Origin of the sequence: Streptomyces sp. NPDC060049 (genome assembly GCF_042736715.1) — a bacterium.
In the GTDB taxonomy this organism is placed as follows: Bacteria; Actinomycetota; Actinomycetes; order Streptomycetales; family Streptomycetaceae; genus Streptomyces.
In genome coordinates this window covers 69,344-93,313 of record NZ_JBHWVV010000018.1, presented here as the reverse complement: position 1 = coordinate 93,313, position 23,970 = coordinate 69,344, and the positions used below count along the sequence as shown (strand labels likewise).

Here is a 23,970-nt window from a genome sequence, read left to right as displayed (position 1 = left end):
CGGCTCCGGCCGGGGCATCGGCGTCCTCCGGCCGTGACGAGACCGCGGATCCGCGCGGGCCGTACGCCGCTCCACCGCGACCGCGCTCGAAACCGCCCGCGCGAGCACCCCGTAAGCCTCCACCCCGCAACCCGTCGCACGCTCCAGCGCGCTCCGTGTCCGCACCGGACCGCGCGGCGTGCAGCGCCGGAGCCGAACCTGCCCGCGCCCGCCGTCCGCCGAGGCCTCCCGCTCTCCGCCGCCAGGCCGCACCCGCACGGGCGGGCGGCTGTGTGCTCCCGCTCCCCGGGCGGCCGGACGGCCGCAACCGTGCGGGCTGCGCTCGCGCGGACAGTAAGGGCGGGGGCCCGTCGTCCAGCTCGAACGGGCGCGCGGGCGCGGGCAGGAGTTCGGCCCGCCCCCGTCTCCCGCACGACGACGTCCCGTACGTACCGCGGCTCCGCCGTGCAATGCACCGCACCGGACACCGCGACCCGGCCGCCTTCCCGGCAGGAGACGGCCCAGGTCGGCCCGCGTGGGCCCCGCCATGGGTTCGTAGCGGGGGTCTTCGCGGTACCTCGGGCACCTGCGCCGCCGCGGGTGGGTCGGAGTGCTTCAGTAGAAGGGTGAGTCCGCGCGACGAGAGAAGGGTGAGTCCTCGCGGTGAGCCGGTCACGCGGTGAGCCGGTCGCGCGGCGCGCCGCTCGGCCGGATAGTGGCTTTGCATAAACGTGCGTAGCTACGTATAGTCATGCCATCGAGGAGGAGGGTCCGATGGTGGTACGTGTAGCGGTGGCCGGTGCGAGCGGGTACGCGGGCGGGGAAGTGCTGCGCCTGCTGCTCTCCCACCCCGAGGTCGAGATCGGCGCGCTGACCGGGAACTCCAACGCCGGGCAGCTGCTCGGCTCGCTCCAGCCGCACCTGGTGCCGCTCGCCGGGCGCACCCTGCAGGCGACCACGCCCGAGGTGCTCGCCGGTCACGACGTCGTCTTCCTCGCACTGCCGCACGGGCAGTCCGCCGCCGTCGCCGCCCAGCTCGGCGACGACGTCCTCGTCGTCGACATGGGCGCCGACCACCGGCTCCAGGACTCCGCCGACTGGGACAGGTTCTACGGCGCCCCGCACGCCGGGACCTGGCCCTACGGCCTCCCGGAGCTGCCGGGAGCCCGCGCCGCGCTCGCCGGTTCCAAGCGCGTCGCCGTGCCCGGGTGCTACCCGACCGCCGTCTCCCTCGCGCTCTTCCCGGCCTACGCCGCGCAGCTCGCCGAGCCCGAGGCCGTGATCGTCGCCGCCTCCGGAACCTCCGGCGCCGGCAAGGCCCTCAAGCCGAACCTGCTGGGCTCCGAGGTCATGGGCTCCATGAGCCCGTACGGGGTGGGCGGCGGTCACCGCCACACGCCCGAGATGGTGCAAAACCTCAGCCCCGTCGCCGGAACGCGGGTCTCGGTGTCCTTCACGCCGACGCTGGCGCCCATGCCCCGCGGCATCCTCGCCACCTGCACCGCCAAGGCGCTGCCCGGAACCGACGCCGAGGCGGTCCGCGCCGCGTACGAGAAGGCGTACGCGGACGAGCCCTTCGTGCACCTGCTGCCCGAGGGCCAATGGCCGGCGACCGCGTCCGTCTACGGTTCCAACGCCGTCCAGGTGCAGGTCGCCTTCGACGAGGCCGCCCGGCGGATCATCGCGATCAGCGCCATCGACAACCTCACCAAGGGCACCGCCGGCGGCGCGGTGCAGAGCATGAACATCGCCCTCGGGCTCCCCGAGGCACTGGGTCTTTCCACGATCGGAGTCGCACCGTGAGCGTCACGGCAGCACAGGGGTTCACGGCGGCGGGCATCGCCGCCGGGATCAAGGCGAACGGCAACCCGGATCTGGCCCTCGTGGTCAACGACGGGCCGCGTCTGGCCGCCGCGGGCGTCTTCACCTCCAACCGCGTCAAGGCCGCGCCCGTCCACTGGTCCGAGCAGGTCCTGCGCGGCGGCTCCGTGAGCGCGGTGGTCCTCAACTCCGGCGGCGCCAACGCCTGCACCGGCCCCAAGGGCTTCCAGGACACGCACGCCACCGCCGAGAAGGCCGCCGACGTCTTGAACCGGACCGGCCGCGGCGCGGAGGTCAACGCCGGCGAGGTCGCCGTCGCGTCCACCGGCCTGATCGGCGTCCTGCTCCCCATGGACAAGCTGCTGCCCGGCATCGAGACCGCCGCCGCGGCGCTCTCGGCCGACGGCGGCGAGGCCGCCGCCATCGCCATCAAGACCACCGACACCGTGCACAAGACGGCCACGGCCGGCCAGGACGGCTGGACCGTCGGCGGTATGGCCAAGGGCGCGGGCATGCTCGCCCCCGGCCTGGCCACCATGCTCGTCGTCCTCACCACCGACGCCGACCTGGACAGCGCCACCCTCGACAAGGCGCTGCGCTCCGCGACCCGCACCACCTTCGACCGGGTCGACTCCGACGGCTGCATGTCCACCAACGACACGGTGCTGCTGCTCGCCTCGGGCGCGTCCGGCCAGGTGCCGGCGTACGAGGCGTTCGCCGAGACCGTGCGCACGGTCTGCGACGACCTGGCCCGCCAGCTGATCGGCGATGCCGAGGGCGCCAGCAAGGACATCCGCATCGAGGTGATCGGCGCGGCCACCGAGGACGACGCGGTCGAGGTCGGCCGGTCCATCGCCCGCAACAACCTGCTCAAGTGCGCCATCCACGGCGAGGACCCGAACTGGGGCCGGGTCCTGTCGGCGATCGGCACCACGCGGGCGGCCTTCGACCCGGACCGTCTGAACGTCGCCATCAACGGCGTCTGGGTCTGCAAGAACGGCTCCGTGGGCGAGGACCGCGACCTGGTCTCGATGAAGGACCGCGAGGTCCGCATCACCGCCGATCTGGCCACCGGCTCCGAGTCCGCGGTCATCTGGGCCAACGACCTGACGGCCGAGTACGTCCACGAGAACAGCGCGTACTCCTCATGAGCACCGCACGCAAGCACACCGCGCTGCCCAAGGCCGAGATCCTCATCGAGGCCCTGCCCTGGCTGACCCGCCACAACGGCAAGGTCGTCGTCATCAAGTTCGGCGGCAACGCCATGATCGACGAGAACCTGAAGGCGGCCTTCGCCCAGGACGTCGTCTTCCTGCGCCAGGCCGGGCTGAAGCCGGTCGTCGTGCACGGCGGCGGCCCGCAGATCAACGCCCAGCTGGACAAGCAGGGCCTGGTCAGCGAGTTCAAGGCGGGCCTGCGGGTGACCACTCCGGAAGCGATGGACGTCGTACGGATGGTCCTGGCCGGGCAGGTCCAGCGCGAGCTGGTCGGGCTGCTCAACCAGCACGGGCCGCTCGCCGTCGGCATGACCGGCGAGGACGCCCACACCATCACCGCCACCAAGCACACCCCCGAGATCGACGGCGAGTGCGTCGACATCGGGCGGGTCGGCGAGATCACCGCCATCGACACGGGCGCGATCGAGGCGCTGCTGGCGGACGGCCGGATCCCGGTCATCTCCTCCATCGCGCGCAGCGCCGACGACCACCACGTCTACAACGTGAACGCCGACACCGCGGCCGCGGCCCTCGCGGCCGCGCTCGGCGCCGAGACGCTCATGGTCCTCACCGACGTCGAGGGCCTCTACGCGGACTGGCCGAGCAGCGACGAGGTCATCAGCCGGCTCACCGTCAGCGAGCTGGAGAAGCTGCTGCCCGAGCTGTCCAGCGGCATGGTCCCGAAGATGGAGGGCTGCCTGCACGCCGTCCGCAACGGCGTGACCACCGCCCGGGTCATCGACGGGCGGGTCCAGCACTCGATCCTGCTGGAGATCTTCACGGACGAGGGAATCGGCACGATGGTCGTGCCCGACGCACAGGGAGGGGAACCCGCGTGACCGGCAACCAGGACTACGCCGCCCGCTGGCAGGGCGTGCTGACCGACAACTACGGGACCCCCGCGCTGGCCCTCGTCCGCGGCGAGGGCGCCCAGGTCTGGGACGCGGACGGCAAGCAGTACACCGACTTCGTCGGCGGCATCGCGGTCAACGCCCTCGGCCACGCCCACCCCGCGATCGTCGAGGCCGTCACCACCCAGGTCTCCACCCTCGGCCACGTCTCCAACCTGTACGCCTCCGAGCCGGTCCTCGCGCTCGGCGAACGGCTGCTCCAGCTCTTCGGCCGCTCCGGCAAGATTTTCTTCTGCAACTCCGGCGCCGAGGCGATCGAAGCCGCCTTCAAGATCGGCCGGCTGACCGGGCGGACCCACATGGTCGCCACCGAAGGCGGCTTCCACGGCCGCACCATGGGCGCCCTCGCGCTCACCGGCCAGCCCAAGAAGCAGGACCCCTTCCTGCCCCTGCCCGGAGACGTCACGCACGTCCCGTACGGCGACGTGGAGGCCCTGCGGGCCGCCGTCACCGAGGAGACCGCGCTCGTCGTCATCGAACCGATCCAGGGCGAGAACGGCGTGGTCGTGCCCCCGGCCGGCTATCTGACGGCCGCCCGCGAGATCACCCGGGCGACCGGCACCCTGCTGGTCCTCGACGAGGTGCAGACCGGCGTCGGGCGCTGCGGCCAGTGGTTCGAGCACCAGGCCCACGAAGGTGTCGAGCCCGACCTCGTCACACTCGCGAAGGGCCTCGGCGGCGGTCTGCCGATCGGCGCCGTGGCCGCCTTCGGCCCCGTGGCCGACCTGCTCCAGCCCGGCCAGCACGGCACCACCTTCGGCGGGAACCCCGTCGCGTGCGCCGCCGGCCTCGCCGTCATCGAGACGATCGCCGCCGACGGGCTCCTCGACCAGGTCAAGGACCGCGGCGAGCGGCTGCGCGGCGGTATCGAAGGATTCGCACACCCGCTCGTCTCCCACGTCCGCGGGGCGGGCCTCCTGCTGGGTATCGTGCTGACGGAGCCGCTCGCACCGCAGGTGCAGCGCGCGGCTCAGGACGCCGGCTTCCTGGTCAACGCGCCCGCCCCCGACGTCGTACGGCTGATGCCCCCGTACGTGCTGTCCGAGGCCGAGGTGGACGCGTTCCTGCAGGCCCTGCCCGGCGTGCTCGACGCAGCGAAGTCCGCCGCGGACGTGGACGGATGATGAACCGGGGAATGAGACGACGATGAGTCAGGCGCAGGAACACGAGCAGAACGGCCAGTCCGTTCCGCAGACCCGCACCGCCCGCCACCGCCGGATCGTGGACATCCTGAACCGGCAGCCGGTCCGCTCCCAGAGCCAGCTGGCCAAGCTGCTCGCCGACGACGGGCTGAGCGTCACCCAGGCGACGCTCAGCCGCGACCTCGACGAGCTCGGCGCCGTGAAGATCCGCAACACCGGTGGCGAACTGATCTACGCGGTGCCCAGCGAGGGCGGCTTCCGCACCCCGCAGGCACCGCTCGGCGAGTCGGCGAAGGAGGAGCGCATGCGGCGCCTCTCCGGGGAACTGCTGATCTCGGCGGAGGCCTCCGCGAACCTGGTGGTCCTGCGCACCCCGCCCGGCGCGGCCCAGTTCCTCGCCTCGGCGATCGACCAGGCCGAGCTCCGGGCCATCCTCGGCACGATCGCGGGCGACGACACCCTGATGCTGATCAGCCGCGACCCGGCGGGCGGTCAGGCCCTCGCCGACCACCTGCTGAGGCTGGCCCAGAAGGAGAGCTGAGCGCGGGTTCGGGCCCGGTCCCTTCAGTACCGCGTCACCGCGAGGGGGCCCGACTCCGTGCCGATCGCGATGTGAGGGTGCCTGCGCGGGTTCGCCCAGCGCAGGATCGCCCGCATCGCGCCCTTCGGGACCGAGACGCAGCCGGCCGTCGCGCCCTTGCCGTCGACGTGCAGGAAGATCCCCGCGCCCCGGCCCCGTACGGGCCGGTCGTAGTTGAAGGCGATGACCAGCGCGTGCGCGTACTGCTTCGCGTACGAGACCAGGTGCTCCGCCTCGCCCGGCGCGCAGTCCGCGGGCAGCGGCTCCACCCAGCGGTTGTAGCTGCCCGAGGCGTTGTCCTGGCACCACCACGAGGCGGGGCTCACCCGTCGGTAGCGGTACGCCGTCCCGGCCGGAGCGTGCGCGATGCCGAAGGCGTACGGGAGGGCGTACAGGCCGGCCGGGGTCGTGTTCGTGCCCTGGGCGCGGGCCGCGCCCTCGGTCAGGCCGTTCGCGCCGAAGCGGGCGGGAGCGCCGCCCGCCTCGTACCAGCGTCCCGCCCGCCGGTCCCACCAGGTCAGGCGACCGGTCGTGGATCCGGGGGCCGGGGCGACGGCGGTGATCAGCTGGCTGCCGCCGCCGGTGTCGGCGAGACGGGCGGGCAGCGGCAGATCGTCGTGGGGGCCGTCGGGGCCTTGCAGCAGCAGGCTGGTGACGATCAGTGAGACGAGGACGACAGCGGTACGCGGCACAGGTCAGACGGTACGGGGCGCGGGGGTCAGCGGCAGCGCAGGCAGGCCGTCGCGACTCGCTCCGATGACTCCGATGGTCTCCGAGAGCCCGTTAGGCCTCTCCGTACGGGGCGGTCCGGACCCGCGCAGCCTGCCGTCCACGCGTGCGTGGTGCCCCCGTGCCCCCATGACCGCATGACCGCCCCCGGCCCCTCGTCCGGTCAGGGGATGTCAGCGGTCGAGACCGAGGCGGGAGCGGCGCCTCCACATGTCGTAGGGGTGGAACAGGTGTTCCGACCGCTCGAGCAGCGCGGCGAGTTCGGACAGGTCCGCCTCTTGCGTGGTCAAGGTCAGCCGCCAGTCCCAGCCGATCACGATCGCCCGCGCCGCCGAGCGCAACAACGGGTCGGTGTCCTTCGACAGGGTCACCGCGGCCCGCAGTTCGTGGATCCCGCCCCGTGCGCGCAGCAGCCGGAAGGCGGCCCGGCGTACGTGCAGGGGCCGTTCGGGTTCGAGGCGCTCGGCGAGGTGGTGGTGGTCCAGCCGCTCCACCACCTGGAGCAGGCTCACCGAGGCCTCGCGGGCCACCGACGCGGACGGGTCGTCCAGCAGGCGGAGCAGGACGGCGTGGTCGGTGGCGTCGTCCAGTCGGCGCAGCCCGGCCACGACGGCGGCCCGCACCGTGCCGGAGGGGTGGTCGAGCAGGGAGCGCAGCAGCGGTGCGTGCTCCCGCTCCGCGCATTCGGCGAAGCCGGTCACCGCGTGCGGGGAGACGTGCTCGCGGTCCGTGACCAGCGCGAGGTAGCGCGCGACCGGTTCCCCGCCGCTCTGCGAGACGAGCCAGCGCGCGCAGGCCCGTACGAGGCCCGAGCGGTCGGCGAGGAAGCGCCCGGCCTCGGTGGCCCGCCCGGCCCCGCGCAGCGCGATGACCCCCGAGGCCCGGACCATCGGGATGCGTCCGCCGAGCAGGGCGTTGACCGCCCCGTCGTCCGGCCCGTCGGCGGCCATGGCCCGCAGGGCGGCATCGGTCCACAGCCGGGCAGCTGTCGGGTCCGGCTCCGCGGCGGCCCGCCGTGCGAGCTCCCGTACGCCGGTCCCGCCGATCTCCAGGGACAGCCGGGCGGCGAAGCGCCGGGTCGGCCGGTCGGCGTGCCGGCGCAGGCGGTCCAGGATGTGCTCGCGCTGCGCGGGGGTCAGCGAGTTCCAGCTCCACGTGGTCGAGGGCCGTCCGGGGCGCCACCACGCGGCGAGGAGTGAGTACCGGCCGCTGAAGGCGGCCTCCAGCTGTTCCAGTGCCCAGGCGCCGTGCTCGCGCCGGCCCAGCCGAAGGGCGAGCGGGGTCAGCCGGATCAGGGACTCGACGGGGTCCTTGGAAATGCCCCAGGCCAGCACCCGCCGGGCGCGTTGGCGTACCGGCGGGGCCCAGTCGGCGCAGCGGATCAGGACGAGCTCGAGCGGCGGGTGCGCGGCACCGGCCCGGCGGAGCACCCGGCGGGCGCGTCGGCGCACCGCCGGGATCCAGGCGACGTAGTCGAGGAAGAAGAGTTCCATCGGCGTGAGCCGCCACGGGCTGAGGGCGGAGGCGCGGATCCGCCCGTCGGGGTCGCAGATCCGGGCCTCGATCCGCTTGCCGCGCACCGGCTCGTAGGAGCGGCGGCCGATGCGTCGCACCTCCTCGTCGAAAGCCGTCCAGGCTTGCGGCCCGCTGTGGTTGAGCACGCCGGCGACGGCGGCGGGCTCGCGCTGCCGCAGCAGGTCCACGGCCACCCCCCGCCCCAGCAGCACATCCCGCTGTACACCGGCTCCCATGTGCCCTCCCCGAGTCGTCCGCCGATGGTAGGCCGCCGTCGGTGTGCGGGGCCTCCCCATATTCGGGCCGGTCAGGGCCTTGCGGCCGAGCTCGATTGACGAAACATACGGAGCAGTGCATAGTTATGCCGGTTGGTGGGCGCCGTCGGTCTGTCCTCGAAGACCGCCGCGCGTCGCGACCTCGCCCGACCCCGCGCGTTGTACAAACGGCCTCCCCGTTACCTCCGCGGCGGGGAGGCCGACGCGTATCCCATGCCATGCCATGCATCTTGAGGAGCAGTAGCTGTGAGCAGCAACAACGGTGGTGACGTCCGGCTCTGGGGCGGCCGGTTCGCCGACGGTCCCGCCGAGGCCCTCGCGAAACTGTCCGCGTCGGTCCACTTCGACTGGCGCCTCGCGCCCTACGACATCGCGGGATCGCGCGCCCACGCCCGCGCGCTGGCCAAGGCCGGCCTGCTCACGGCCGACGAGCTCGGCCGCATGATCGCGGGCCTTGACCAGCTCGAAGCCGACGTCGCGGACGGCACCTTGACCGGAACCATCGCCGACGAGGACGTCCACACCGCCCTGGAGCGGGGCCTGCTGGAACGCCTCGGCGCCGACCTCGGCGGAAAGCTGCGCGCCGGCCGGTCGCGCAACGACCAGGTCGCCACGCTCTTCCGGATGTACCTGCGCGACCACGCGCGGACCATCGGCGGCCTGATCGCCGACCTCCAGGACGCGCTGGTCGGCCTCGCCGAGCACCACGCGGACGTGGCGATGCCGGGCCGGACCCACCTGCAGCACGCGCAGCCGGTGCTCTTCGCCCACCACGTACTGGCCCACGTGCAGGCCCTGTCCCGCGACGCGGAGCGGCTGCGCCAGTGGGACACCCGGACGGCGGTCTCCCCGTACGGTTCGGGGGCGCTGGCCGGCTCCTCGCTCGGCCTGGACCCGGAGGCGGTCGCCGCCGAGCTCGGCTTCGAGCGCGGCTCGGTCGGCAACTCCATCGACGGCACGGCATCGCGCGACTTCGTCGCCGAGTTCGCCTTCGTCACCGCGATGATCGGGATCAACCTGTCGCGGATCGCCGAGGAGATCATCATCTGGAACACGAAGGAGTTCTCCTTCGTGACCCTGCACGACGCCTTCTCCACCGGGTCGTCGATCATGCCGCAGAAGAAGAACCCGGACATCGCGGAGCTGGCGCGCGGCAAGTCGGGCCGTCTCATCGGCAACCTGACCGGCCTGCTCGCCACACTGAAGGCGCTGCCGCTGGCCTACAACCGCGACCTCCAGGAGGACAAGGAGCCCGTCTTCGACTCCTGCGACACCCTGGAAGTCCTGCTGCCCGCCTTCACCGGGATGATGGCGACCCTCACGGTCAACCGGGAGCGCATGGAGGAGCTGGCCCCGGCGGGCTTCTCGCTCGCCACCGACATCGCCGAATGGCTGGTCAAGCAGGGCGTGCCCTTCCGGGTCGCGCACGAGGTCGCCGGCGAGTGCGTGAAGGTGTGCGAGGGGCTCGGCATCGAGCTCGACGAGCTGAGCGACGAGCAGTTCGCGAAGATCTCGGAGCACCTGACGCCGGAGGTCCGCACGGTCCTCAACGTCAAGGGGGCGCTGGCTTCCCGCGACGGCCGCGGCGGCACCGCGCCGTCGGCGGTCGCGGTCCAGCTCACGGAGCTGAAGGCCGACCTGGTCATCCAGCACGCCTGGGCGGCGCACAAGCAGTAGCGGTACCCGCCCGGAAGGGGGCGGCCGGGAGCCTTCGGGCCCCGGCCGCCCCCTTCCGCGTGCTCGACGCCCGTTCGGCGCACCCCGCCCCGTTCGGCGTACCGCCCCGCCCGCCGCCCCTTCGGCGTACTCACCCCGCTCGGCGTGCCCGGCACCCCGCCGCGCACCGTCGCCGCTCGCTACGCGGCCCACGCGGCCAGCGTCCCGAAGTCCTCTGCGACGAGGCCGATCCGCTCGTCGATCCGCATCAGCAGCGCCCGTGCCGGGTGCCGCATGTCGACGTACTCGTGGTCCATGGCCGTGATGTCGTCGTCGATCCACGCGAAGGGCCGGTGCCCCGCGTACTCCAGGACGTACTGCGTCTTCCAGAACGTGCCGCGCGGCGCCCGGCCGTGCATCACCGGCCAGTCGATGAACGGGAGCCGGGGCAGGCCCAGGTGCGGGCCTATCCAGTCGTTCGCCTCGTCCTTCCACGTCGTGGCCCACACGAGCTCGTAGGAGTCCGCGAGCGCGAGCAGCCGCGCCCCGTGGCCGTGGTTCAGCCAGACGCGCAGCGGCTTGGGGCTTTCGGCCGCCGTCCAGCCCGTCGGGCGCATCCGGTGGGTGGAGTACCCGGCCGGACGGCTCTGGGGTTTGGCCGCGTACGGGTTGAGCGGGCCGTCGACATCGATCAGGAGTAGGGGCTTCGTCGGCTTCATCTCGGCAGGATTCCTCTCAGGCTGCCTTCCGGCAGCTCATTTGTCGATCGAATGAGACGTTGATGTCTCACCTGGGGTATGCTTGTCTCATGGCCATGGATCGTGACCAGGTGCTCCGCGACGCGGCCGCCCTGCTCTCCCGCAAATCGACCGCGACGATGGACGAGGTCGCCCGCGCCGCCGGAATCGGCCGCGCGACCCTCCACCGGCACTTCGCCGGGCGCGACGCCCTCGTGCGGGCGCTCGAAGAGCTCGGTATCCGGGAGTTCGAGGTGGCCTTCGACAACGCCCGCCTCGACGAGGGCACGGCGATCGACGGGCTCAGGCGCCTCGTCGCCGAGGCCGAACCCAACGCCGAACTGCTGGCCTTCCTCGTCACCGAGAACCAGCTCTTCGAGGGCGACCAGGTCAACGAGGGCTGGGCCCGGCTCGACGCCCGCGTCGGCGCGCTCTTCCGGCGCGGCCAGGAAGAGGGCGACATCCGCATCGACCTGAGCCCCGCATGGCTCACCGAGGCCCTCTACGGGCTCATCGGCACCTGCGCCTGGGCCGTCATGGACGGCCGGGTCGCGGCCAAGGACTTTCAGTACATGATCACCGAGCTGCTGCTCGGTGGCGCAAGACGGAGCGTGGAGAAATGAGCCGAACCGAACAGCTGACCCAGGTGAAGGGGGCGGAGGGCAGGGGCTCCGGGCGCTGGATCGCGCTCTCCGTGCTCGTCCTGGCCGTCCTGCTGGTCGCGGTCGACGCCACCGTACTCGGTCTCGCGACGCCGGCCCTCAGCGAGGACCTCAAGCCCTCCGGCACGCAGCTGCTGTGGATCGGGGACATCTACTCCTTCGTCATCGCCGGCCTGCTCGTCTCCATGGGCTCCCTCGGAGACCGGATCGGCCGCAAGAAGCTCCTCCTCGTCGGCGCGGCGGCCTTCGGCGCCGTCTCCGTCCTCAACGCCTACGCGACCAGCCCCGAGATGATGATCCTCGCCCGGGCCCTGCTCGGCGTGGCCGGCGCGACCCTGATGCCCTCCACCCTCGCCCTGATCCGCAACATCTTCCACGACCCCAAGGAACGCAGTCTCGCCATCGGCATCTGGGGCGCGACCGCCTCCGCGGGCGCGGCCGTCGGACCGGTCGTCGGCGGAGCCCTGCTCCAGCACTTCTGGTGGGGTTCCGTCTTCCTCATCAACGTCCCCGTGATGATCGTCCTGGTCATCGTCGGCATCAAGCTGCTGCCCGAGTCCAAGAATCCGGTCGCCGGCCCCTGGGACCTGTTCAGCGTCGGACTCTCCCTCGTCGGCATCATCGGCGTCGTATACGCCGTCAAGCAGGTCGCCACCCACGGCATGGGCTGGGAGGCGTGGGCGGCCGCCGCCATCGGAGCGGGCGCGCTCTACACCTTCGTGCGCCGCCAGTTCACCCTGGCCGCCCCCCTCCTCGACATGCGGCTCTTCAAGCACCGCGGCTTCTCCGGCGCGGTCCTCGCCGACCTGCTCACCGTCTTCGGCCTGTCCGGACTGGTCTTCTTCCTCTCCCAGTTCCTCCAGCTCGTCCAGGGCCGCGAGCCGCTGGAAGCCGGGCTGGCGGAACTGCCCGCCGCGATCGGCGCGGTGGCCACCGGCCTGGTCGCCGGCAAGTACGCCCGCAGGTACGGCGTACGGGTCATCGTGACCGGAGGCCTCGCCGCCATCGGCGTCGCGCTGGCCGCGCTCACCGTCATCCACAAGGAGACCGGCTACCCGCTGCTCGGAGCGGCCCTGCTCATCGTCGGCCTCGGCGCCGGCTTCTCCTTCACCGTCACCGCCGACGTGATCCTCTCCAGCGTGCCCAAGGAGCAGGCCGGTTCGGCCTCGGCCGTCTCGGAGACCGCCTACGAACTGGGCGCCGCCCTCGGCATCGCCCTGCTCGGCTCGGTCGTCACCGGCGTCTACCAGGGCTTCAACGCCCCGGCCTCGGTGACCCGGCCGGTCGCCGACGCCGCCCACGAATCCCTCGGCGGAGCCGTGGAAGCGGCCGCGTCCCTGGACCCGCAGACCGCGGAGCAGATGGTCGGGGCCGCCCAGGAGGCCTTCGTGGACGGCCTGCGGCTGGCCTCCGGAGTCGGCGCGGCCGTCCTGCTGGCCACCGCCGCGGCGGCCTGGTTCCTGTTGAAGGGCCAGGAGCTCCAGGACGGCATCGAGCACTGACGCCCTGCCAGAGGGTGGTGTCCCGCGCGGAGTTGACAGTCCGTGGAACCGCGGGACACCATCCCGGCGATGGAGATCACCGATCTGACCCCGGCCGAACGCCGCGTATGGGACGCCTTCCCGCGCGGTGAAGGCGTCGACTTCAGGCAGGGCCGCGACGAGGATCCGGCGGACGGTGCCTCCTGGGGGCCCGAGCGGACCGTCCGCGCCGACGTGCTCAGCGCCCTGCTCGTCAACAGCCCCTCCGTGCCCGGTCAGGTCGCCGGTCTCAAGATCAAGGGTGCGAAGATCACCGGCAGGCTCGACCTCAAGTACGCCGCCATCGAGGCTCCGATGCGGATGCGTGGCTGCTGGTTCGAACACAAACCGGGCCTGTACGGGGCGCGGCTGCGCGCCCTCGTCCTCACCGACTCGTTCCTGCCGGGCCTGACCGCCGCCACCGTGCGCGTCGAGGTGGTACTCCGGATGTCCTGCTGCCGGGTCACCGGGCCCATCCGCCTCGCCGGAGCCCAGATATCCGGCGGCCTCTTCCTCCAGGGCGCGGTCCTCGGCACCCCGGGAGACCCCGCCGAGGCGACGACGCAGGAGCCGCCGCTCCAGCTCAATCACGCCACCATCGGCACTGACATCATCGCCTTCGGACTGACCGTCCACGGCCAGACGCGCATCAACGGCGCCATCGTCGGAGGCCAGATCAACCTCGACGACGCCCGCCTCCTCGCCCCCGGCGGAACGGCCCTGCACGCCGAGACCCTCACCGTCGGCACCGATCTGCGTGCCATGCGGCTGGAGACGAACGGCAGGGTCAACCTCAGCGGCTCCCGGATCCCCGGCCAGCTCAACCTCGCCTACGCCCGCCTGGCGAACCCGGACGGCTTCGCCCTGCGCGCCTCCAGCTGCACCATCGGCGAGGTGTGGCTGCGCTCCTGCGAGACGGTCCGGGGCACGGTCAACCTGCGGCGCTCCCAGTTCGACCTGCTGCACGTGCCGCCCGAGACCTGGCCGGAGAGGATCCGGATCGACGGGCTGACCTACCGCACCCTGGCCCCGCACCTGCCGGCCGAGCAGCGGCTGCCCGCCCTGGAGCGCGAGGAGTCGGGCTACCTCCCGTACGCGTACGAACAGCTCGCCGCCGCCTACCGCACGGCGGGCGACGAGGCGGCAGCCCGGACCGTGCAACTCGCCAAGCTGCGCCGCCACCGCCGGACACTGCCGCGGCACGCCAGGATCTGGGGACTGCTCCAGGACGCCACCGTCGGCTACGGCTTCCGGCCGCTGCGCGCCGCGGGCTGGCTGCTGGCGCTGCTCCTGACGGGCACGGTCGCCTACTGGTTCCAGCACCCCAGGGAACTGAAGGCGGGGGAGGCGCCGCAGTTCAACGCGGTCTTCTACACGATCGACCTGATGCTGCCGATCATCGGCTTCGGCCAGGAGGCGGCCTTCGCGCCGGACGGCTGGTACCAGTGGCTGTCGTACCTGCTGATCGTGACCGGCTGGGTCCTCGCCACGACGACCGCGGCGGGCGTCAGCCGGTCACTGCGCCGGCAGTAGCGCCGCTACGCGGCTTCCTTGGCCTTGGTCGCGTACATGTCCACGTACTCCTGGCCCGAGAGCCGCATGACTTCGGCCATCACCGAGTCGGTGACGGCGCGCAGCACGTAGCGGTCGCGGTCCATGCCCTCGTAGCGGGAGAACTCCATCGGCTCGCCGAAGCGGACGGTGACCCGGCCCGGGCGCGGCATGCCGGCGCCGCCGGGCTGCAGCTTGTCGGTGCCGATCATCGCGAAGGGGACGACGGGCGCGCCGGTCATCAGCGTCAGGCGGGCGATGCCGGTGCGGCCGCGGTAGAGGCGGCCGTCGGGGGAGCGGGTGCCCTCGGGGTAGATGCCGAAGATCTTGCCCTCTTCGAGGATCCGGCGGCCGGTCATCAGGGCGGCGACGCCGCCGTTGGCCCCGTCGCGGTCCACGGGGATCATTCCGGCGCCGGTGAAGAACCAAGCCATGGCCCGGCCCTTGACGCCCTTGCCGGTCACGTACTCGTCCTTGCCGATGAAGTGGACCGTGCGGTCGCACACCAGCGGCAGGATCATCGAGTCGATGAAGGTGAGGTGGTTGCCCGCCAGGATCACCGGACCGGTACCCGGGATGTTCTCGATGCCCTCCACGCGGGTGCGGAACATCAGGCGCATGACGGGTCCGACGGTGGCTTTGATGAGCGCAGTACGGAACAACGTGGGGCCCTCCGGCATCGAAAAGCGGTTCGCGCACCCACCACACGGTGGTGGTGCAGGTGAGGACGATACTCGCGGGTCAGCTCTGATCGCACATCGGGTTCACGAGTCGGATACGCAGTGTTGACACGCGTTCGCGCCAAGTTCGGCCCGCGCACCCCCGCACGCCACCGCCGCTTGCCTACCATCGGCACGCGAAATCGGGCCGTAGGACCGGGAGATCCCGGGCGCCTGGCCCTTGTCCGATGGGGAGTGGCACTCATGACGCAGGGTGGGGCAGCACGGCGGACGGTACTGGGGGCCGTCCTGGCGGCGGGCGGGGCCTTCGGCGGGGTGGCGATGGGCACCGCGCCCGCTTCGGCGGCGCAGAACGGCCACGGCGGCGGGTACCGGGACCTGCCCGTGCCGACGGTCATCGGACACCGGGGCGCCAGCGGCTACCGGCCCGAGCACACGCTCGGCTCCTACCAACTCGCTCTCGACCTCGGCGCCGACGTGGTGGAGCAGGACCTCGTGCCCACCAAGGACGGCCACCTGGTGTGCCGCCACGAGAACGAGATCGGCGCCACGACCGACGTCGCCGACCACCCGGAGTTCGCCGCGCGCAAGGCCACCAAGACCATCGACGGCGTGGCGGTCACGGGCTGGTTCACCGAGGACTTCACCCTCGCCGAACTGAAGACCCTGCGTGCGAAGGAGCGCATCCCCGCCGTCCGCCAGCGCAACACGCTCTACGACGGCCGCTGGGAGGTGCCCACCTTCGAAGAGGTCCTGCGGTGGGCCGATCGCGAGGGCCGGCGGCGCGGCAAGCGCGTCTGGCTGCACGTGGAGACCAAGCACCCCACCTACTTCCGGGGTCTGGGCCTCGGCCTGGAGGAGCCCCTCGCCCGGCTGCTGCGCCGCTACGGGCGCGACGGACGCGGCGCCCCGCTCTTCCTGCAGTCCTTCGAGCCCTCCAGCATCCAGCGGCTCTCCCGGCTGGTCTCCGCCCCGCGCGTGGTCCTCCTCTCCGCCGCGAGCACCCGCCCGTGGGACTTCGAAGCGGCCGGGGACCCCCGTACGGTCGCGGACCTCGTCAAGCCCGAGGGGCTGAAGTGGATCGCCGGCTTCGCCCAGGGCATCGGGCCGACCATGGACCTGATCCTGCCGCGCGACGCGGCGGGCAGGCTCGGCGCCCCGACCACCCTGGTCGCGGACGCCCATGCGCAGGGGCTCGTCCTGCACCCCTACACCGCGCGGAACGAGAACAGCTTCCTGCCCGCCGAGTACCGCAAGGGCACCGACCCCGCCGCCTACGGCGATGCCTTCGGCGCCTTCCGGAAGTACTTCGAACAGGGCATCGACGGCATCTTCACCGACCAGCCCGACACCGGGCTGCTCGCGGCGGAGGCCTTCCGCCCGGGCCGGGGCGTCAACACCTAGCCGCAGCCCCTCGTACGAGTGGGCGGGGCCCGGCGGGGAAACCGCCGGGCCCCGCCCACTCGTCCGTCCCGGCATGGACCTGCTGATGGCTGACCTCTTCGACAAGCTCCGCCCGCTGCTCCGCGCCGAAGCGGCCGCGGAGACCGCGGGCACCGGCGTGGACGCCGCCGACCTGGAACAAGCCGTCTGGGTCAGGCTGCTGGAGCACCGGCGCACCCCCGCGGAACCCGCCGACTGGCTGCGCCGGGCGGTGCGCGCGGAAGCCCGCCAGGCACGCCGCCGGGCCCGGCGCGAAGTACCGTACGGCGGGCCCGGCGGCGGCGCCCGTAGCAGTGGCGGCGCGGAACCGGAAGACGCCCTCCTGCACGGGGAGGAGAACCGGGCCCTGCGATCGGCGGTCGCCCGATTGCCCGGACGGTGTCCGGAGCTGATGAGGGCACTTCTTTCGCCCAGGGACCTCACTTACCGTGAAATCGCAGGAGAGTTGGGAATCTCACAAGGAAGTTTGGGGCCGGTCCGTTCCCGTTGCCTGGGATGTCTGCGCAGAATGCTGGCCGTAAAGGTTGCGGCTCCCGACCTGCGGGGAATGGAGCGGTAGACCAAAAGGCCACCAGGTGAGCGGGAGGCATGCGCACATGGGCATGAGCGTGACCATTTCGGCGGCAGCTGCCGAGGATGCCGAGCAGATCATCAAACTGCAGTATCTGGCGTTCCAGAGCGAGGCCCAGCTGTACGGCAACTACCGCATCCAGCCGCTCACCCAGTCCCTCGACTCCCTCAAGGAGGAGCTGGCCTCGGACACCGTCCTGGTGGCCCGGCTCGGCGACGAGATCGTCGGGGCCGTGCGCGGCAACGTCGACGCGGAGGGCACCGGCAAGATCGCCAAGCTCTGCGTCCACCCCCGCCTCCAGGGCCACGGCCTCGGCGCCCGGCTGCTCACCGCGGTCGAGGAGGTCCTCGGCGGCCACGACGGGACCATTCGCTTCCGGCTGCTCACCGGCCACAAGAGCGAGTCGAACCTGCGCCTCTACCGCAAGGCCGGCTACACCCAGGTCGGCGGGCGCACCGCGTCCGACGGCGTCCGTCTGGTGATCCTGGAGAAGGAGGCCAAGGAGGCCACCGACTTCGCGGTGAGCGCCTAGCCCCCAGCCCCCGCAGCCCCTAGCGACCGGCGTCCGGCGCCGGGCGCTTGACGCGCAGCCAGAGCATCCCGGTGACCGGCAGGATCACCGGGATGAACAGGTAGCCCATCCCGAAGTCCGACCACACGGTCGCGTCGGGGAACGCCTCGGGCCGCAGCAGGGTCCAGGTGCCGACGGTGAGGACGCCGGCCAGCTCGGCGGCGCAGCAGATCCGCGCCGCCTTGCGGGCCGTCTCCCCGCCGCGGACGAGCGAGTACGTGATGAAGGCGTAGACCAGGGCGGCCACGGCAGACAGCGAGTACGCCAGTGGTGCCCGGTCGAACTCGGTGGAGATCTGGTAGAGCGACCGGGAGACCGCGCCGACCGTGATCACCCCGTAGAGCCAGACCAGCAGTACCCCCGGCCCGGTGACCAGGCGCCGCCGCTCGGCGGCCGGCCCGGTGGTGTCCGCACCCGTGTTCGCGTCCGTGTCAGGCACCGGTGTTTCCCCAGATGTCGTAGAGCCGTACTTCCAGCACGGCGAGGACGACCGCGCCCGCGGCCACCGTCACCGAACCCCATTTGGTCCGTTCGGTGACCGACAGCATCGCGGCGGCCGGCACGGCGGCGAAAGCACCCAGCAGGTAGGCCACGAAGAGCACCGTCCCCTGTCCGGCTTCCTCGCCCCGGGCGAGCTGGACCAGGCCGACGACCAGCTGGGCCAGGACCAGTACGGTCACCACCGCCATGCCGATGAAGTGCCAGTCCTTGGTCGGCTGGTCGCGCGAGGCGGCGAAACCGCACCAGGCGGCGAGGGCGAGTGCGGCCACGCCGATGGCGACCGTCAGGGCGTCGAGCATGCAGCGAGGGTATTACGGGCCGAAAGACCCGATGCGCTCACCCCTGCCCCCGGGCTTCGCCGCAGCCGCACGGCCGCGCCGCCGGGATGCGGACCGTGGCCTTGACCACACCGCACACCGCTGCCGAGCGCGATGCGGACGTGGTCGTCAGGGACCTCTCGGCCGTGTCGCTACTGGGCAGGGCCGACGGGATGACGGTGGGACGAGCGATCTGCCTTGACCGGTGCCGTCCGGTATGTGATCGAAATCCGTCCGGTATTCGGACGCTTTTGATCGGTGACGGGGAAGGTCTGGTTTACTGGGGCCCATGACCACGACGAGCAGCCGCACCCTTGCGACCGAGGCGACGATGACGCCCGGTGCTCGTTGTATGTGTCGAATGCGCGCCTTCTGAGGGCCCCTTCCCGCAGTCTCGCGCCCCGAAGCGAGACCGGCCGAGCTTCCTCCGGCACTCCTGTGCGACCCGGACCGCTCCTGCCCCGCACACGCGCCGACACCGCCGTTTTCCGACGGTTCGACCCGTATCGCGTCCCCTGATGTTTGCCCCGTGCCCGGCACCCGCTGCGCCGCGCACTCGACAGCGACGGAATTCCTGTGATCACCACATCGGGCCTCACGAAGGTCTACCAGTCCCGTGGCCGCGAGGTCACCGCCCTGGACGGCGTCGACCTGCACGTCCGCCAGGGCGAGGTCTACGGAGTCATCGGCCAGAGCGGTGCCGGCAAGTCCTCCCTGATCCGCTGCGTGAACCTGCTGGAGCGCCCGACCACCGGCACCGTGAGCGTCGACGGAGTCGACCTCACCGCGCTCGCCGGCCGCGGCCGGCGAGCCGGCAAGGAGCTGCGTGAGGCCCGCAGCCGCATCGGCATGGTCTTCCAGCACTTCAACCTGCTGTCCTCGCGCACCGTCCAGGGCAACATCGAACTGCCCCTGGAGATCCTCGGAATCTCCGGCGGCGAGCGCTCCCGCAAGGCCGCCGAACTCCTCGACCTCGTAGGCCTCGCCGACAAGGCCAAGGCCTACCCCGGCCAGCTCTCCGGCGGCCAGAAGCAGCGCGTCGGCATCGCCCGCGCCCTGGCCGGCGACCCCAAGGTGCTGCTCTCGGACGAGGCCACCAGCGCGCTCGACCCCGAGACCACCCGCCAGATCCTGCAGCTGCTGCGCGACCTCAACCGCCAGCTCGGACTGACCGTCCTGCTCATCACGCACGAAATGGACGTGGTCAAGTCCGTCTGCGACTCGGCCGCGCTGATGAAGCGGGGCCGGATCGTCGAGTCCGGCACGGTCTCCGAACTCCTGGCCACCCCCGGCTCCCAGCTCGCCCACGAACTGTTCCCGCTGACCGGGGCCGCGACCACCGCGGAGCACACGGTCGTCGACGTCACCTTCCACGGCGATACCGCGACCCGGCCGGTGATCTCCCAGCTGGCCCGCACCTACAACATCGACATCTCGATCCTCGGGGCCGCGATGGACACCGTCGCCGGCCGGCAGATCGGCCGCATGCGCATCGAGCTGCCCGGCCGCTACGAGGACAACGTCGTGCCCGTCGGATTCCTCCGCGAACAGGGCCTGCAGGTGGACGTGGTGGAACCGGACGCGGACGCGGACCCGGCGGACCTGAATGTGAACGTGGACGGCGAGCTCGCCGAGCTGGTCAAGGACGGTGCCAAGTGACCTGGTCCGAAATGCAGCCGCTGCTCACGCAGGGCACCTTCGACACCCTCTACATGGTGCTCTGGTCGGCCCTGGTGACCGTCCTGGGCGGCCTGCCCATCGGCATCCTGCTGGTGCTCACCGACAAGGGCGGCCTGCTCCAGAGCCGCCCGGTCAACAAGGTGCTCGGCGTGATCGTGAACATGGGCCGCTCGCTGCCGTTCATCATCCTGCTGATCTTCCTCATCCCGGTCACCACGGCGGTCGTCGGCACCTTCATCGGCCCCACCGCCATGATCGTCCCGCTCGCCATCGGCGCCATCCCCTTCTTCGCCCGGCTCGTGGAGACCGCCCTCCGCGAGGTGGACCACGGTCTGATCGAAGCCGTCGAGTCCATGGGCGGCGGCATCCCGACCCTCGTCGGCAAGGTGCTGCTCCCGCAGGCCCTGCCCTCCCTGATCGCGGCCGTCACCACCACCGTGATCACGCTCATCGGCTACTCGGCCATGGCCGGCGCGGTCGGCGGCGAAGGGCTCGGCTCCAAGGCCATCACCTACGGCTTCCAGCGCTTCGAGACCGGCTTCATGGTCGCGACCGTCGTCGTCCTGATCGTGCTCGTCACGGTGATCCAGCTCATCGGCGACGGCGTGGTACGCCTCCTCGCGCGCCGGGGCCGGACAGCCTGATCCGGGCCTGAGCCGTACTTCGAACTTTTTCCCAGAAAGCCCGCACTTGTCGTGCTTGGGCCGTCCTTCACCAGCAAGAAGCAAGAAAGGCACTCTTCGTGCGCAAGAACATCAAGCTCACCGCCCTCGCCGCCACCGCAGCCGCGCTCACCCTCTCCCTGAGCGCCTGCGGCAGCTCCTCGGACCCGTCCTCCACCAAGGCCGACGGCGGCAAGGTCGACGAGAGCAAGCCCCTGGTCATCGCGGCGTCGCCGACCCCGCACGCCGACGTCCTGAAGTTCGTCAAGGACAACCTGGCGGCCAAGGAGGGCCTCAAGCTGGAGGTCAAGGAGTTCACGGACTACGTCCTGCCGAACACCGCCACCCAGCAGGGCCAGGTCGACGCCAACTACTTCCAGCACGTCCCGTACCTCGACGACTTCAACAAGAAGAACGGCACCGACATCGTGCCCGTCGTCAACGTGCACCTGGAGCCGCTGGGCCTCTACTCCAAGAAGGTCAAGGCCCTCACGGACATCAAGGCCGGCCAGACCGTCGCCGTCCCCAACGACCCCACCAACGAGGGCCGCGCGCTCCAGCTCCTCGCCGTGAACAACCTCATCACCCTGAAGGAGGGTGTCGGCACCGGCGCCAAGCTGGCCGACATCACGGACAAGAAGGGCCTCGAGTTCAAGGAGCTGGAGGCCGCCACGGTCCCGCGCGCCCTGAACGACGTGGACGCCGCCGTCATCAACGGCAACTACGCCATCGAGGCCAAGCTCGTCCCGGCCAAGGACGCGCTCGTCCTGGAGAAGGCCGACGGCAACCCGTACGCCAACATCCTCGCGGTCAAGAGCGGCAAGCAGGACGACCCGCGGATCCAGAAGCTCGCCAAGCTCCTGAACTCCGACGAGGTCAAGAAGTTCATCGAGGGCGAGTACCAGGGCTCGGTCATCCCGGCCTTCGGCAAGCCGACCTCTTGATCCAGTAGGAATCCGCCCAGGCCGTCCGGCCCCGTCCACCCCGCCGGTGCACGGGGCCGGACGCTGCCCGCTCCCGGGCAGCCCGGCCCTGCACATCCCCAGGCCGATGCTGCATGCTGTGGCCTACGACCCGCAGCCGCGGCCCGCACGAACGGTTCCGCACGACGGTCGCCTCGCATCACGGTCGCACCACGGTCCCAGGCTTGGAGCTGCGCATGACTACCACCTTCCCGGACGTCACCATCAGCACGGACCGGCTGGTGCTGCGCCCCTTCGAGGAAGAGGACGTCACCGCGCTCACCGAGATGATGAACGACGAGCAGGTCACCGCCTGGACCTCGGTCCCGCACCCGTACACCCACGCCCACGCGCTCGACTGGGCCACCAGAGCCGCGCACGAGGAGCGCACCGGGGGCCGCGGCATCGTCTTCGCCGTCACCGAGTTCCTCACCCACCGCCTGGTCGGCGTCGTCCACCTGCAGGGCACCGACTGGCGCCTGCGCGCCGCCGAAGTCGGCTACGTCACCGCCCCCTGGGCGCGCGGCGAGGGCTACGCCAGCGAGTCCGTGCGCGCCGTCGCCCACTGGCTCTTCCGCGAGCAGGGCTTCGAACGCCTCGAACTGCGCACCGCCGCCGACAACACCGCCTCCCAGCAAGTCGCCCAGAAGATCGGCTGCATCAGTGAAGGCGTCCTGCGCAGCGCGTGCATAGTGCGCACGCAGAACCCCGACGGCTCCTGGGCGGCCGGCCGCAGCGACCTCATCGTCTGGGGCCTGGTCCCCGAGGACCTCGACGACGACGGCGACGGCTACTCGGACGGATACGACGGGTACGCCGACGGCTACTCCGAGGACTACTCGGCGGGCTACTCCGCCCACTACTCCGGCGAGTACGGCGGCCTGGGGAACCACCCGTCCGACGCGAACGGTTACGCGGTCTCGTCCGACCGGAACTGACCCGATGACCAGGTAGTCTCACCGTGCCCCCGCCCCCGCCCCCCCCCGACGAAGCTCCGCCCGCCCCCACACCAGGAGACTGACGATGGCCGACCGGGTCACGGTGATCGGCTGGGACGGCTCCCCCTTGACCGCCTCCGCCCGGTCCGCGCTCGCCGCGGCCACCCTGGTGGCCGGCGCCGCCCACCACCTCGCACTCCCCGAAGTGCCGCCCGCCGCCGAACGCGTCCGGCTCGGCAGCCTCGGCCTCGCCGCCCGCCGGATCGCCGGCCACCGCGGCACCGCCGTCGTCTTCGCCGACGGCGACCCCGGCTTCTTCGGCGCCGTACGCACCCTGCGCGCCCCCGAACACGGCCTGGAAGTCGAAGTCGTACCCGCCGTGTCCGCCGTCGCCGCCGCGTTCGCCCGCGCCGGGATGCCCTGGGACGACGCCCAGGTCGTCGTCGCCCACCCCCGCACCCTGCGCCGCGCCGTCAACGTCTGCCGCGCCCACTCCAAGGTCGCCGTCCTCACCTCACCCGGCGCGGGCCCCGCCGAACTGGCCCTGCTCCTCGAAGGTGTCCACCGCACCTTCGTCATCTGCGAGGAGCTCGGCACCGACAAGGAACAGGTGACGGTCCTCACCTCCGACAGGGCCGCCGACCACAGTTGGCGCGACCCGAACGTGGTGATCGTCATCGGCGGCGGCCAGCCCGCCGCCGCCGACCCCGCGTGGCTCCTGGGCCAGAGCGCCGCCCAGAGCGCCGGCCGCGGCTGGGCCCGCCCGCAGAGCGACGTGGGGGAAGGGGAGTCCGCACAGTTGCGCGCGGCGCAGCTCGCCCGGCTCGGCCCGCGCACCGGGGACCTCGTCTGGGACATCGGCGCCGGCTCCGGAGCCCTCGCCGTGGACGCCGCCGCCCTCGGCGCCGCCGTCATCGCCGTCGACGCCGACCCGCGCGCCCTCGAACGCACGACCGCCGCCGCACGCGCCCGGGGCGTACAGCTCCAGGTCGTCGCCGGCCGCGCCCCGCACGTACTGGAGGACCTGCCCGAGCCGGACGTCGTCCGCGTCGGCGGCGGCGGAGCCGCGGTCGTCGCCGCGGTCGTCGACCGCCGCCCCGAACGGATCGTCAGCCACGCCTCGACGCGCGACGAGGCGGAGGCCATCGGCCGCGTACTGGGCGAGGGCGGGTACGCCGTCGAGTGCGCGCTGCTCCAGTCCGTCGGCCTGGACACCCGGACCTGGACCGAACAACAGCGCTCCGTGGTGTTCCTGCTCGCAGCCGAACGGCCCGTCAACCGGTCACAGCACTAGCGCTGCGACCGGGAAGGTCCACCGGCCACAGCGCTGGCGGCGGGGCCGGGTAGGCT

23 protein-coding genes and 1 pseudogene are annotated in these 23,970 nt (G+C 71.9%); 18 read left to right on the top strand and 6 right to left on the bottom strand.

All coding sequences use genetic code 11. From position 1 onward, the window contains the following. The first annotated feature begins 753 nt into the window (after positions 1 to 753). The 5 genes from argC to ACFWBY_RS29115 are packed head-to-tail and all read left to right on the top strand — an operon-like array spanning position 754 to position 5,611. On the top strand, positions 754 to 1,782 hold the full coding sequence (argC, locus tag ACFWBY_RS29135) for an N-acetyl-gamma-glutamyl-phosphate reductase (RefSeq protein ID WP_385338430.1): 1,029 nt from the start codon (positions 754 to 756) through the stop codon (positions 1,780 to 1,782). Then, positions 1,779 to 2,951: a bifunctional glutamate N-acetyltransferase/amino-acid acetyltransferase ArgJ gene (argJ, locus tag ACFWBY_RS29130; protein WP_385338433.1), complete on the top strand. Its 1,173-nt coding sequence runs from the start codon at positions 1,779 to 1,781 to the stop codon at positions 2,949 to 2,951. Before argC ends, argJ begins: the two co-directional genes overlap by 4 nt. Continuing rightward, the gene (gene argB, locus ACFWBY_RS29125; RefSeq protein ID WP_385338436.1) at positions 2,948 to 3,856 is read left to right on the top strand and encodes an acetylglutamate kinase; all 909 of its coding nucleotides are present in this window, start codon (positions 2,948 to 2,950) and stop codon (positions 3,854 to 3,856) included. The genes argJ and argB overlap by 4 nt, the downstream gene beginning before the upstream one ends. Further along, complete coding sequence (locus ACFWBY_RS29120) at positions 3,853 to 5,052, top strand: acetylornithine transaminase (RefSeq protein ID WP_385338439.1); 1,200 nt, start codon at positions 3,853 to 3,855, stop codon at positions 5,050 to 5,052. Before argB ends, ACFWBY_RS29120 begins: the two co-directional genes overlap by 4 nt. A gap of 22 nt (positions 5,053 to 5,074) precedes the next feature. Beyond that, positions 5,075 to 5,611: an arginine repressor gene (locus tag ACFWBY_RS29115; protein WP_281209917.1), complete on the top strand. Its 537-nt coding sequence runs from the start codon at positions 5,075 to 5,077 to the stop codon at positions 5,609 to 5,611. A gap of 23 nt (positions 5,612 to 5,634) precedes the next feature. Here the strand turns inward: ACFWBY_RS29115 and ACFWBY_RS29110 are convergent, their stop codons facing one another. Continuing rightward, positions 5,635 to 6,342, bottom strand: coding sequence for a L,D-transpeptidase (locus ACFWBY_RS29110; RefSeq protein ID WP_385338442.1), 708 nt, complete (start codon positions 6,340 to 6,342; stop codon positions 5,635 to 5,637). Positions 6,343 to 6,552: 210 nt separating this feature from the next. Next, entirely contained in the window at positions 6,553 to 8,130 is a 1,578-nt protein-coding gene (locus ACFWBY_RS29105; protein WP_385338444.1) for a HEAT repeat domain-containing protein, read from the bottom strand. Between the two features lie 285 nt (positions 8,131 to 8,415). On the opposite strand from ACFWBY_RS29105, the gene argH reads away from it, so the two are divergent. After that, the gene (gene argH / locus ACFWBY_RS29100; RefSeq protein ID WP_385338446.1) at positions 8,416 to 9,846 is read left to right on the top strand and encodes an argininosuccinate lyase; all 1,431 of its coding nucleotides are present in this window, start codon (positions 8,416 to 8,418) and stop codon (positions 9,844 to 9,846) included. 179 nt (positions 9,847 to 10,025) lie between these two features. On the opposite strand, the gene ACFWBY_RS29095 is transcribed toward argH, so the two are convergent. Continuing rightward, positions 10,026 to 10,544 (bottom strand): HAD domain-containing protein, encoded by a 519-nt coding sequence (locus tag ACFWBY_RS29095; RefSeq protein ID WP_385345028.1) that lies wholly within the window; start codon positions 10,542 to 10,544, stop codon positions 10,026 to 10,028. A gap of 89 nt (positions 10,545 to 10,633) precedes the next feature. Between ACFWBY_RS29095 and ACFWBY_RS29090 the strand changes: the two genes are divergently transcribed. From ACFWBY_RS29090 to ACFWBY_RS29080, 3 genes are all read left to right on the top strand, one after another. Then, positions 10,634 to 11,185, top strand: a complete 552-nt coding sequence (locus ACFWBY_RS29090) for a TetR/AcrR family transcriptional regulator (protein ID WP_214948142.1) — start codon at positions 10,634 to 10,636, stop codon at positions 11,183 to 11,185. After that, positions 11,182 to 12,726 (top strand): MFS transporter, encoded by a 1,545-nt coding sequence (locus ACFWBY_RS29085; RefSeq protein ID WP_385345031.1) that lies wholly within the window; start codon positions 11,182 to 11,184, stop codon positions 12,724 to 12,726. The genes ACFWBY_RS29090 and ACFWBY_RS29085 overlap by 4 nt, the downstream gene beginning before the upstream one ends. Before the next feature lie 69 nt (positions 12,727 to 12,795). Then, a complete protein-coding gene (locus ACFWBY_RS29080; RefSeq protein WP_385345034.1) occupies positions 12,796 to 14,277 on the top strand; it encodes a membrane-associated oxidoreductase in 1,482 nt (493 codons plus the stop codon). A gap of 5 nt (positions 14,278 to 14,282) precedes the next feature. Here the strand turns inward: ACFWBY_RS29080 and ACFWBY_RS29075 are convergent, their stop codons facing one another. Continuing rightward, positions 14,283 to 14,957, bottom strand: a complete 675-nt coding sequence (locus ACFWBY_RS29075; RefSeq protein WP_385345036.1) for a lysophospholipid acyltransferase family protein — start codon at positions 14,955 to 14,957, stop codon at positions 14,283 to 14,285. A gap of 261 nt (positions 14,958 to 15,218) precedes the next feature. On the opposite strand from ACFWBY_RS29075, the gene ACFWBY_RS29070 reads away from it, so the two are divergent. The 3 genes from ACFWBY_RS29070 (at position 15,219) to ACFWBY_RS29060 (ending at position 17,521) form a co-directional block, all read left to right on the top strand. Further along, a complete protein-coding gene (locus ACFWBY_RS29070) occupies positions 15,219 to 16,379 on the top strand; it encodes a glycerophosphodiester phosphodiesterase (protein WP_385345039.1) in 1,161 nt (386 codons plus the stop codon). Positions 16,380 to 16,464: 85 nt separating this feature from the next. Then, positions 16,465 to 16,977 carry an RNA polymerase sigma factor gene (locus ACFWBY_RS29065; RefSeq protein ID WP_385409723.1) on the top strand — a complete coding sequence of 171 codons (513 nt, stop codon included), beginning with the start codon at positions 16,465 to 16,467 and terminating at the stop codon, positions 16,975 to 16,977. 37 nt (positions 16,978 to 17,014) lie between these two features. Next, positions 17,015 to 17,521, top strand: a complete 507-nt coding sequence (locus ACFWBY_RS29060) for a GNAT family N-acetyltransferase (RefSeq protein WP_385342712.1) — start codon at positions 17,015 to 17,017, stop codon at positions 17,519 to 17,521. Between the two features lie 19 nt (positions 17,522 to 17,540). Here ACFWBY_RS29060 and ACFWBY_RS29055 read toward each other — a convergent pair whose 3' ends face one another. Together ACFWBY_RS29055 and ACFWBY_RS29050 are read right to left on the bottom strand one after the other, a co-directional pair. After that, positions 17,541 to 17,999, bottom strand: a complete 459-nt coding sequence (locus ACFWBY_RS29055) for a hypothetical protein (protein WP_385342714.1) — start codon at positions 17,997 to 17,999, stop codon at positions 17,541 to 17,543. Next, positions 17,992 to 18,360: a hypothetical protein gene (locus ACFWBY_RS29050; RefSeq protein WP_385342716.1), complete on the bottom strand. Its 369-nt coding sequence runs from the start codon at positions 18,358 to 18,360 to the stop codon at positions 17,992 to 17,994. The genes ACFWBY_RS29055 and ACFWBY_RS29050 overlap by 8 nt, the downstream gene beginning before the upstream one ends. 71 nt (positions 18,361 to 18,431) lie before the next feature. On the opposite strand from ACFWBY_RS29050, the pseudogene ACFWBY_RS29045 reads away from it, so the two are divergent. The 6 genes and pseudogenes from ACFWBY_RS29045 to cbiE all read left to right on the top strand — a co-directional run. Continuing rightward, a pseudogene (locus ACFWBY_RS29045) lies at positions 18,432 to 18,533 on the top strand (HAD family hydrolase); the annotation flags it as partial. Positions 18,534 to 18,954: 421 nt separating this feature from the next. Continuing rightward, positions 18,955 to 20,037 (top strand): methionine ABC transporter ATP-binding protein, encoded by a 1,083-nt coding sequence (locus ACFWBY_RS29040; RefSeq protein WP_385342718.1) that lies wholly within the window; start codon positions 18,955 to 18,957, stop codon positions 20,035 to 20,037. Next, on the top strand, positions 20,034 to 20,702 hold the full coding sequence (locus ACFWBY_RS29035) for a methionine ABC transporter permease (RefSeq protein ID WP_385342720.1): 669 nt from the start codon (positions 20,034 to 20,036) through the stop codon (positions 20,700 to 20,702). Before ACFWBY_RS29040 ends, ACFWBY_RS29035 begins: the two co-directional genes overlap by 4 nt. 98 nt (positions 20,703 to 20,800) lie before the next feature. Continuing rightward, on the top strand, positions 20,801 to 21,664 hold the full coding sequence (locus ACFWBY_RS29030; protein ID WP_385342722.1) for a MetQ/NlpA family ABC transporter substrate-binding protein: 864 nt from the start codon (positions 20,801 to 20,803) through the stop codon (positions 21,662 to 21,664). A 215-nt stretch (positions 21,665 to 21,879) separates the two neighbouring features. Then, positions 21,880 to 22,620 (top strand): GNAT family N-acetyltransferase, encoded by a 741-nt coding sequence (locus ACFWBY_RS29025; RefSeq protein WP_385342724.1) that lies wholly within the window; start codon positions 21,880 to 21,882, stop codon positions 22,618 to 22,620. An 85-nt stretch (positions 22,621 to 22,705) separates the two neighbouring features. Next, positions 22,706 to 23,914, top strand: coding sequence for a precorrin-6y C5,15-methyltransferase (decarboxylating) subunit CbiE (cbiE, locus tag ACFWBY_RS29020; RefSeq protein ID WP_385342726.1), 1,209 nt, complete (start codon positions 22,706 to 22,708; stop codon positions 23,912 to 23,914). Positions 23,915 to 23,970: the final 56 nt, after the last annotated feature.

What these genes read in the sequence shown, in the direction of transcription:
- ACFWBY_RS29025 (WP_385342724.1), top strand. Translation starts at nt 21,880, where the DNA reads ATGACTACCACCTTCCCGGACGTCACCATCAGCACGGACCGGCTGGTG.
- ACFWBY_RS29115 (WP_281209917.1), top strand. Translation starts at nt 5,075, where the DNA reads ATGAGTCAGGCGCAGGAACACGAGCAGAACGGCCAGTCCGTTCCGCAG.
- cbiE (WP_385342726.1), top strand. Translation starts at nt 22,706, where the DNA reads ATGGCCGACCGGGTCACGGTGATCGGCTGGGACGGCTCCCCCTTGACC.
- ACFWBY_RS29105 (WP_385338444.1), bottom strand. Translation starts at nt 8,130, where the DNA reads ATGGGAGCCGGTGTACAGCGGGATGTGCTGCTGGGGCGGGGGGTGGCC.
- ACFWBY_RS29095 (WP_385345028.1), bottom strand. Translation starts at nt 10,544, where the DNA reads ATGAAGCCGACGAAGCCCCTACTCCTGATCGATGTCGACGGCCCGCTC.
- ACFWBY_RS29050 (WP_385342716.1), bottom strand. Translation starts at nt 18,360, where the DNA reads ATGCTCGACGCCCTGACGGTCGCCATCGGCGTGGCCGCACTCGCCCTC.
- ACFWBY_RS29060 (WP_385342712.1), top strand. Translation starts at nt 17,015, where the DNA reads ATGGGCATGAGCGTGACCATTTCGGCGGCAGCTGCCGAGGATGCCGAG.
- ACFWBY_RS29065 (WP_385409723.1), top strand. Translation starts at nt 16,465, where the DNA reads ATGGCTGACCTCTTCGACAAGCTCCGCCCGCTGCTCCGCGCCGAAGCG.
- ACFWBY_RS29090 (WP_214948142.1), top strand. Translation starts at nt 10,634, where the DNA reads ATGGCCATGGATCGTGACCAGGTGCTCCGCGACGCGGCCGCCCTGCTC.
- ACFWBY_RS29085 (WP_385345031.1), top strand. Translation starts at nt 11,182, where the DNA reads ATGAGCCGAACCGAACAGCTGACCCAGGTGAAGGGGGCGGAGGGCAGG.
- argC (WP_385338430.1), top strand. Translation starts at nt 754, where the DNA reads ATGGTGGTACGTGTAGCGGTGGCCGGTGCGAGCGGGTACGCGGGCGGG.
- argB (WP_385338436.1), top strand. Translation starts at nt 2,948, where the DNA reads ATGAGCACCGCACGCAAGCACACCGCGCTGCCCAAGGCCGAGATCCTC.
- ACFWBY_RS29080 (WP_385345034.1), top strand. Translation starts at nt 12,796, where the DNA reads ATGGAGATCACCGATCTGACCCCGGCCGAACGCCGCGTATGGGACGCC.
- ACFWBY_RS29070 (WP_385345039.1), top strand. Translation starts at nt 15,219, where the DNA reads ATGACGCAGGGTGGGGCAGCACGGCGGACGGTACTGGGGGCCGTCCTG.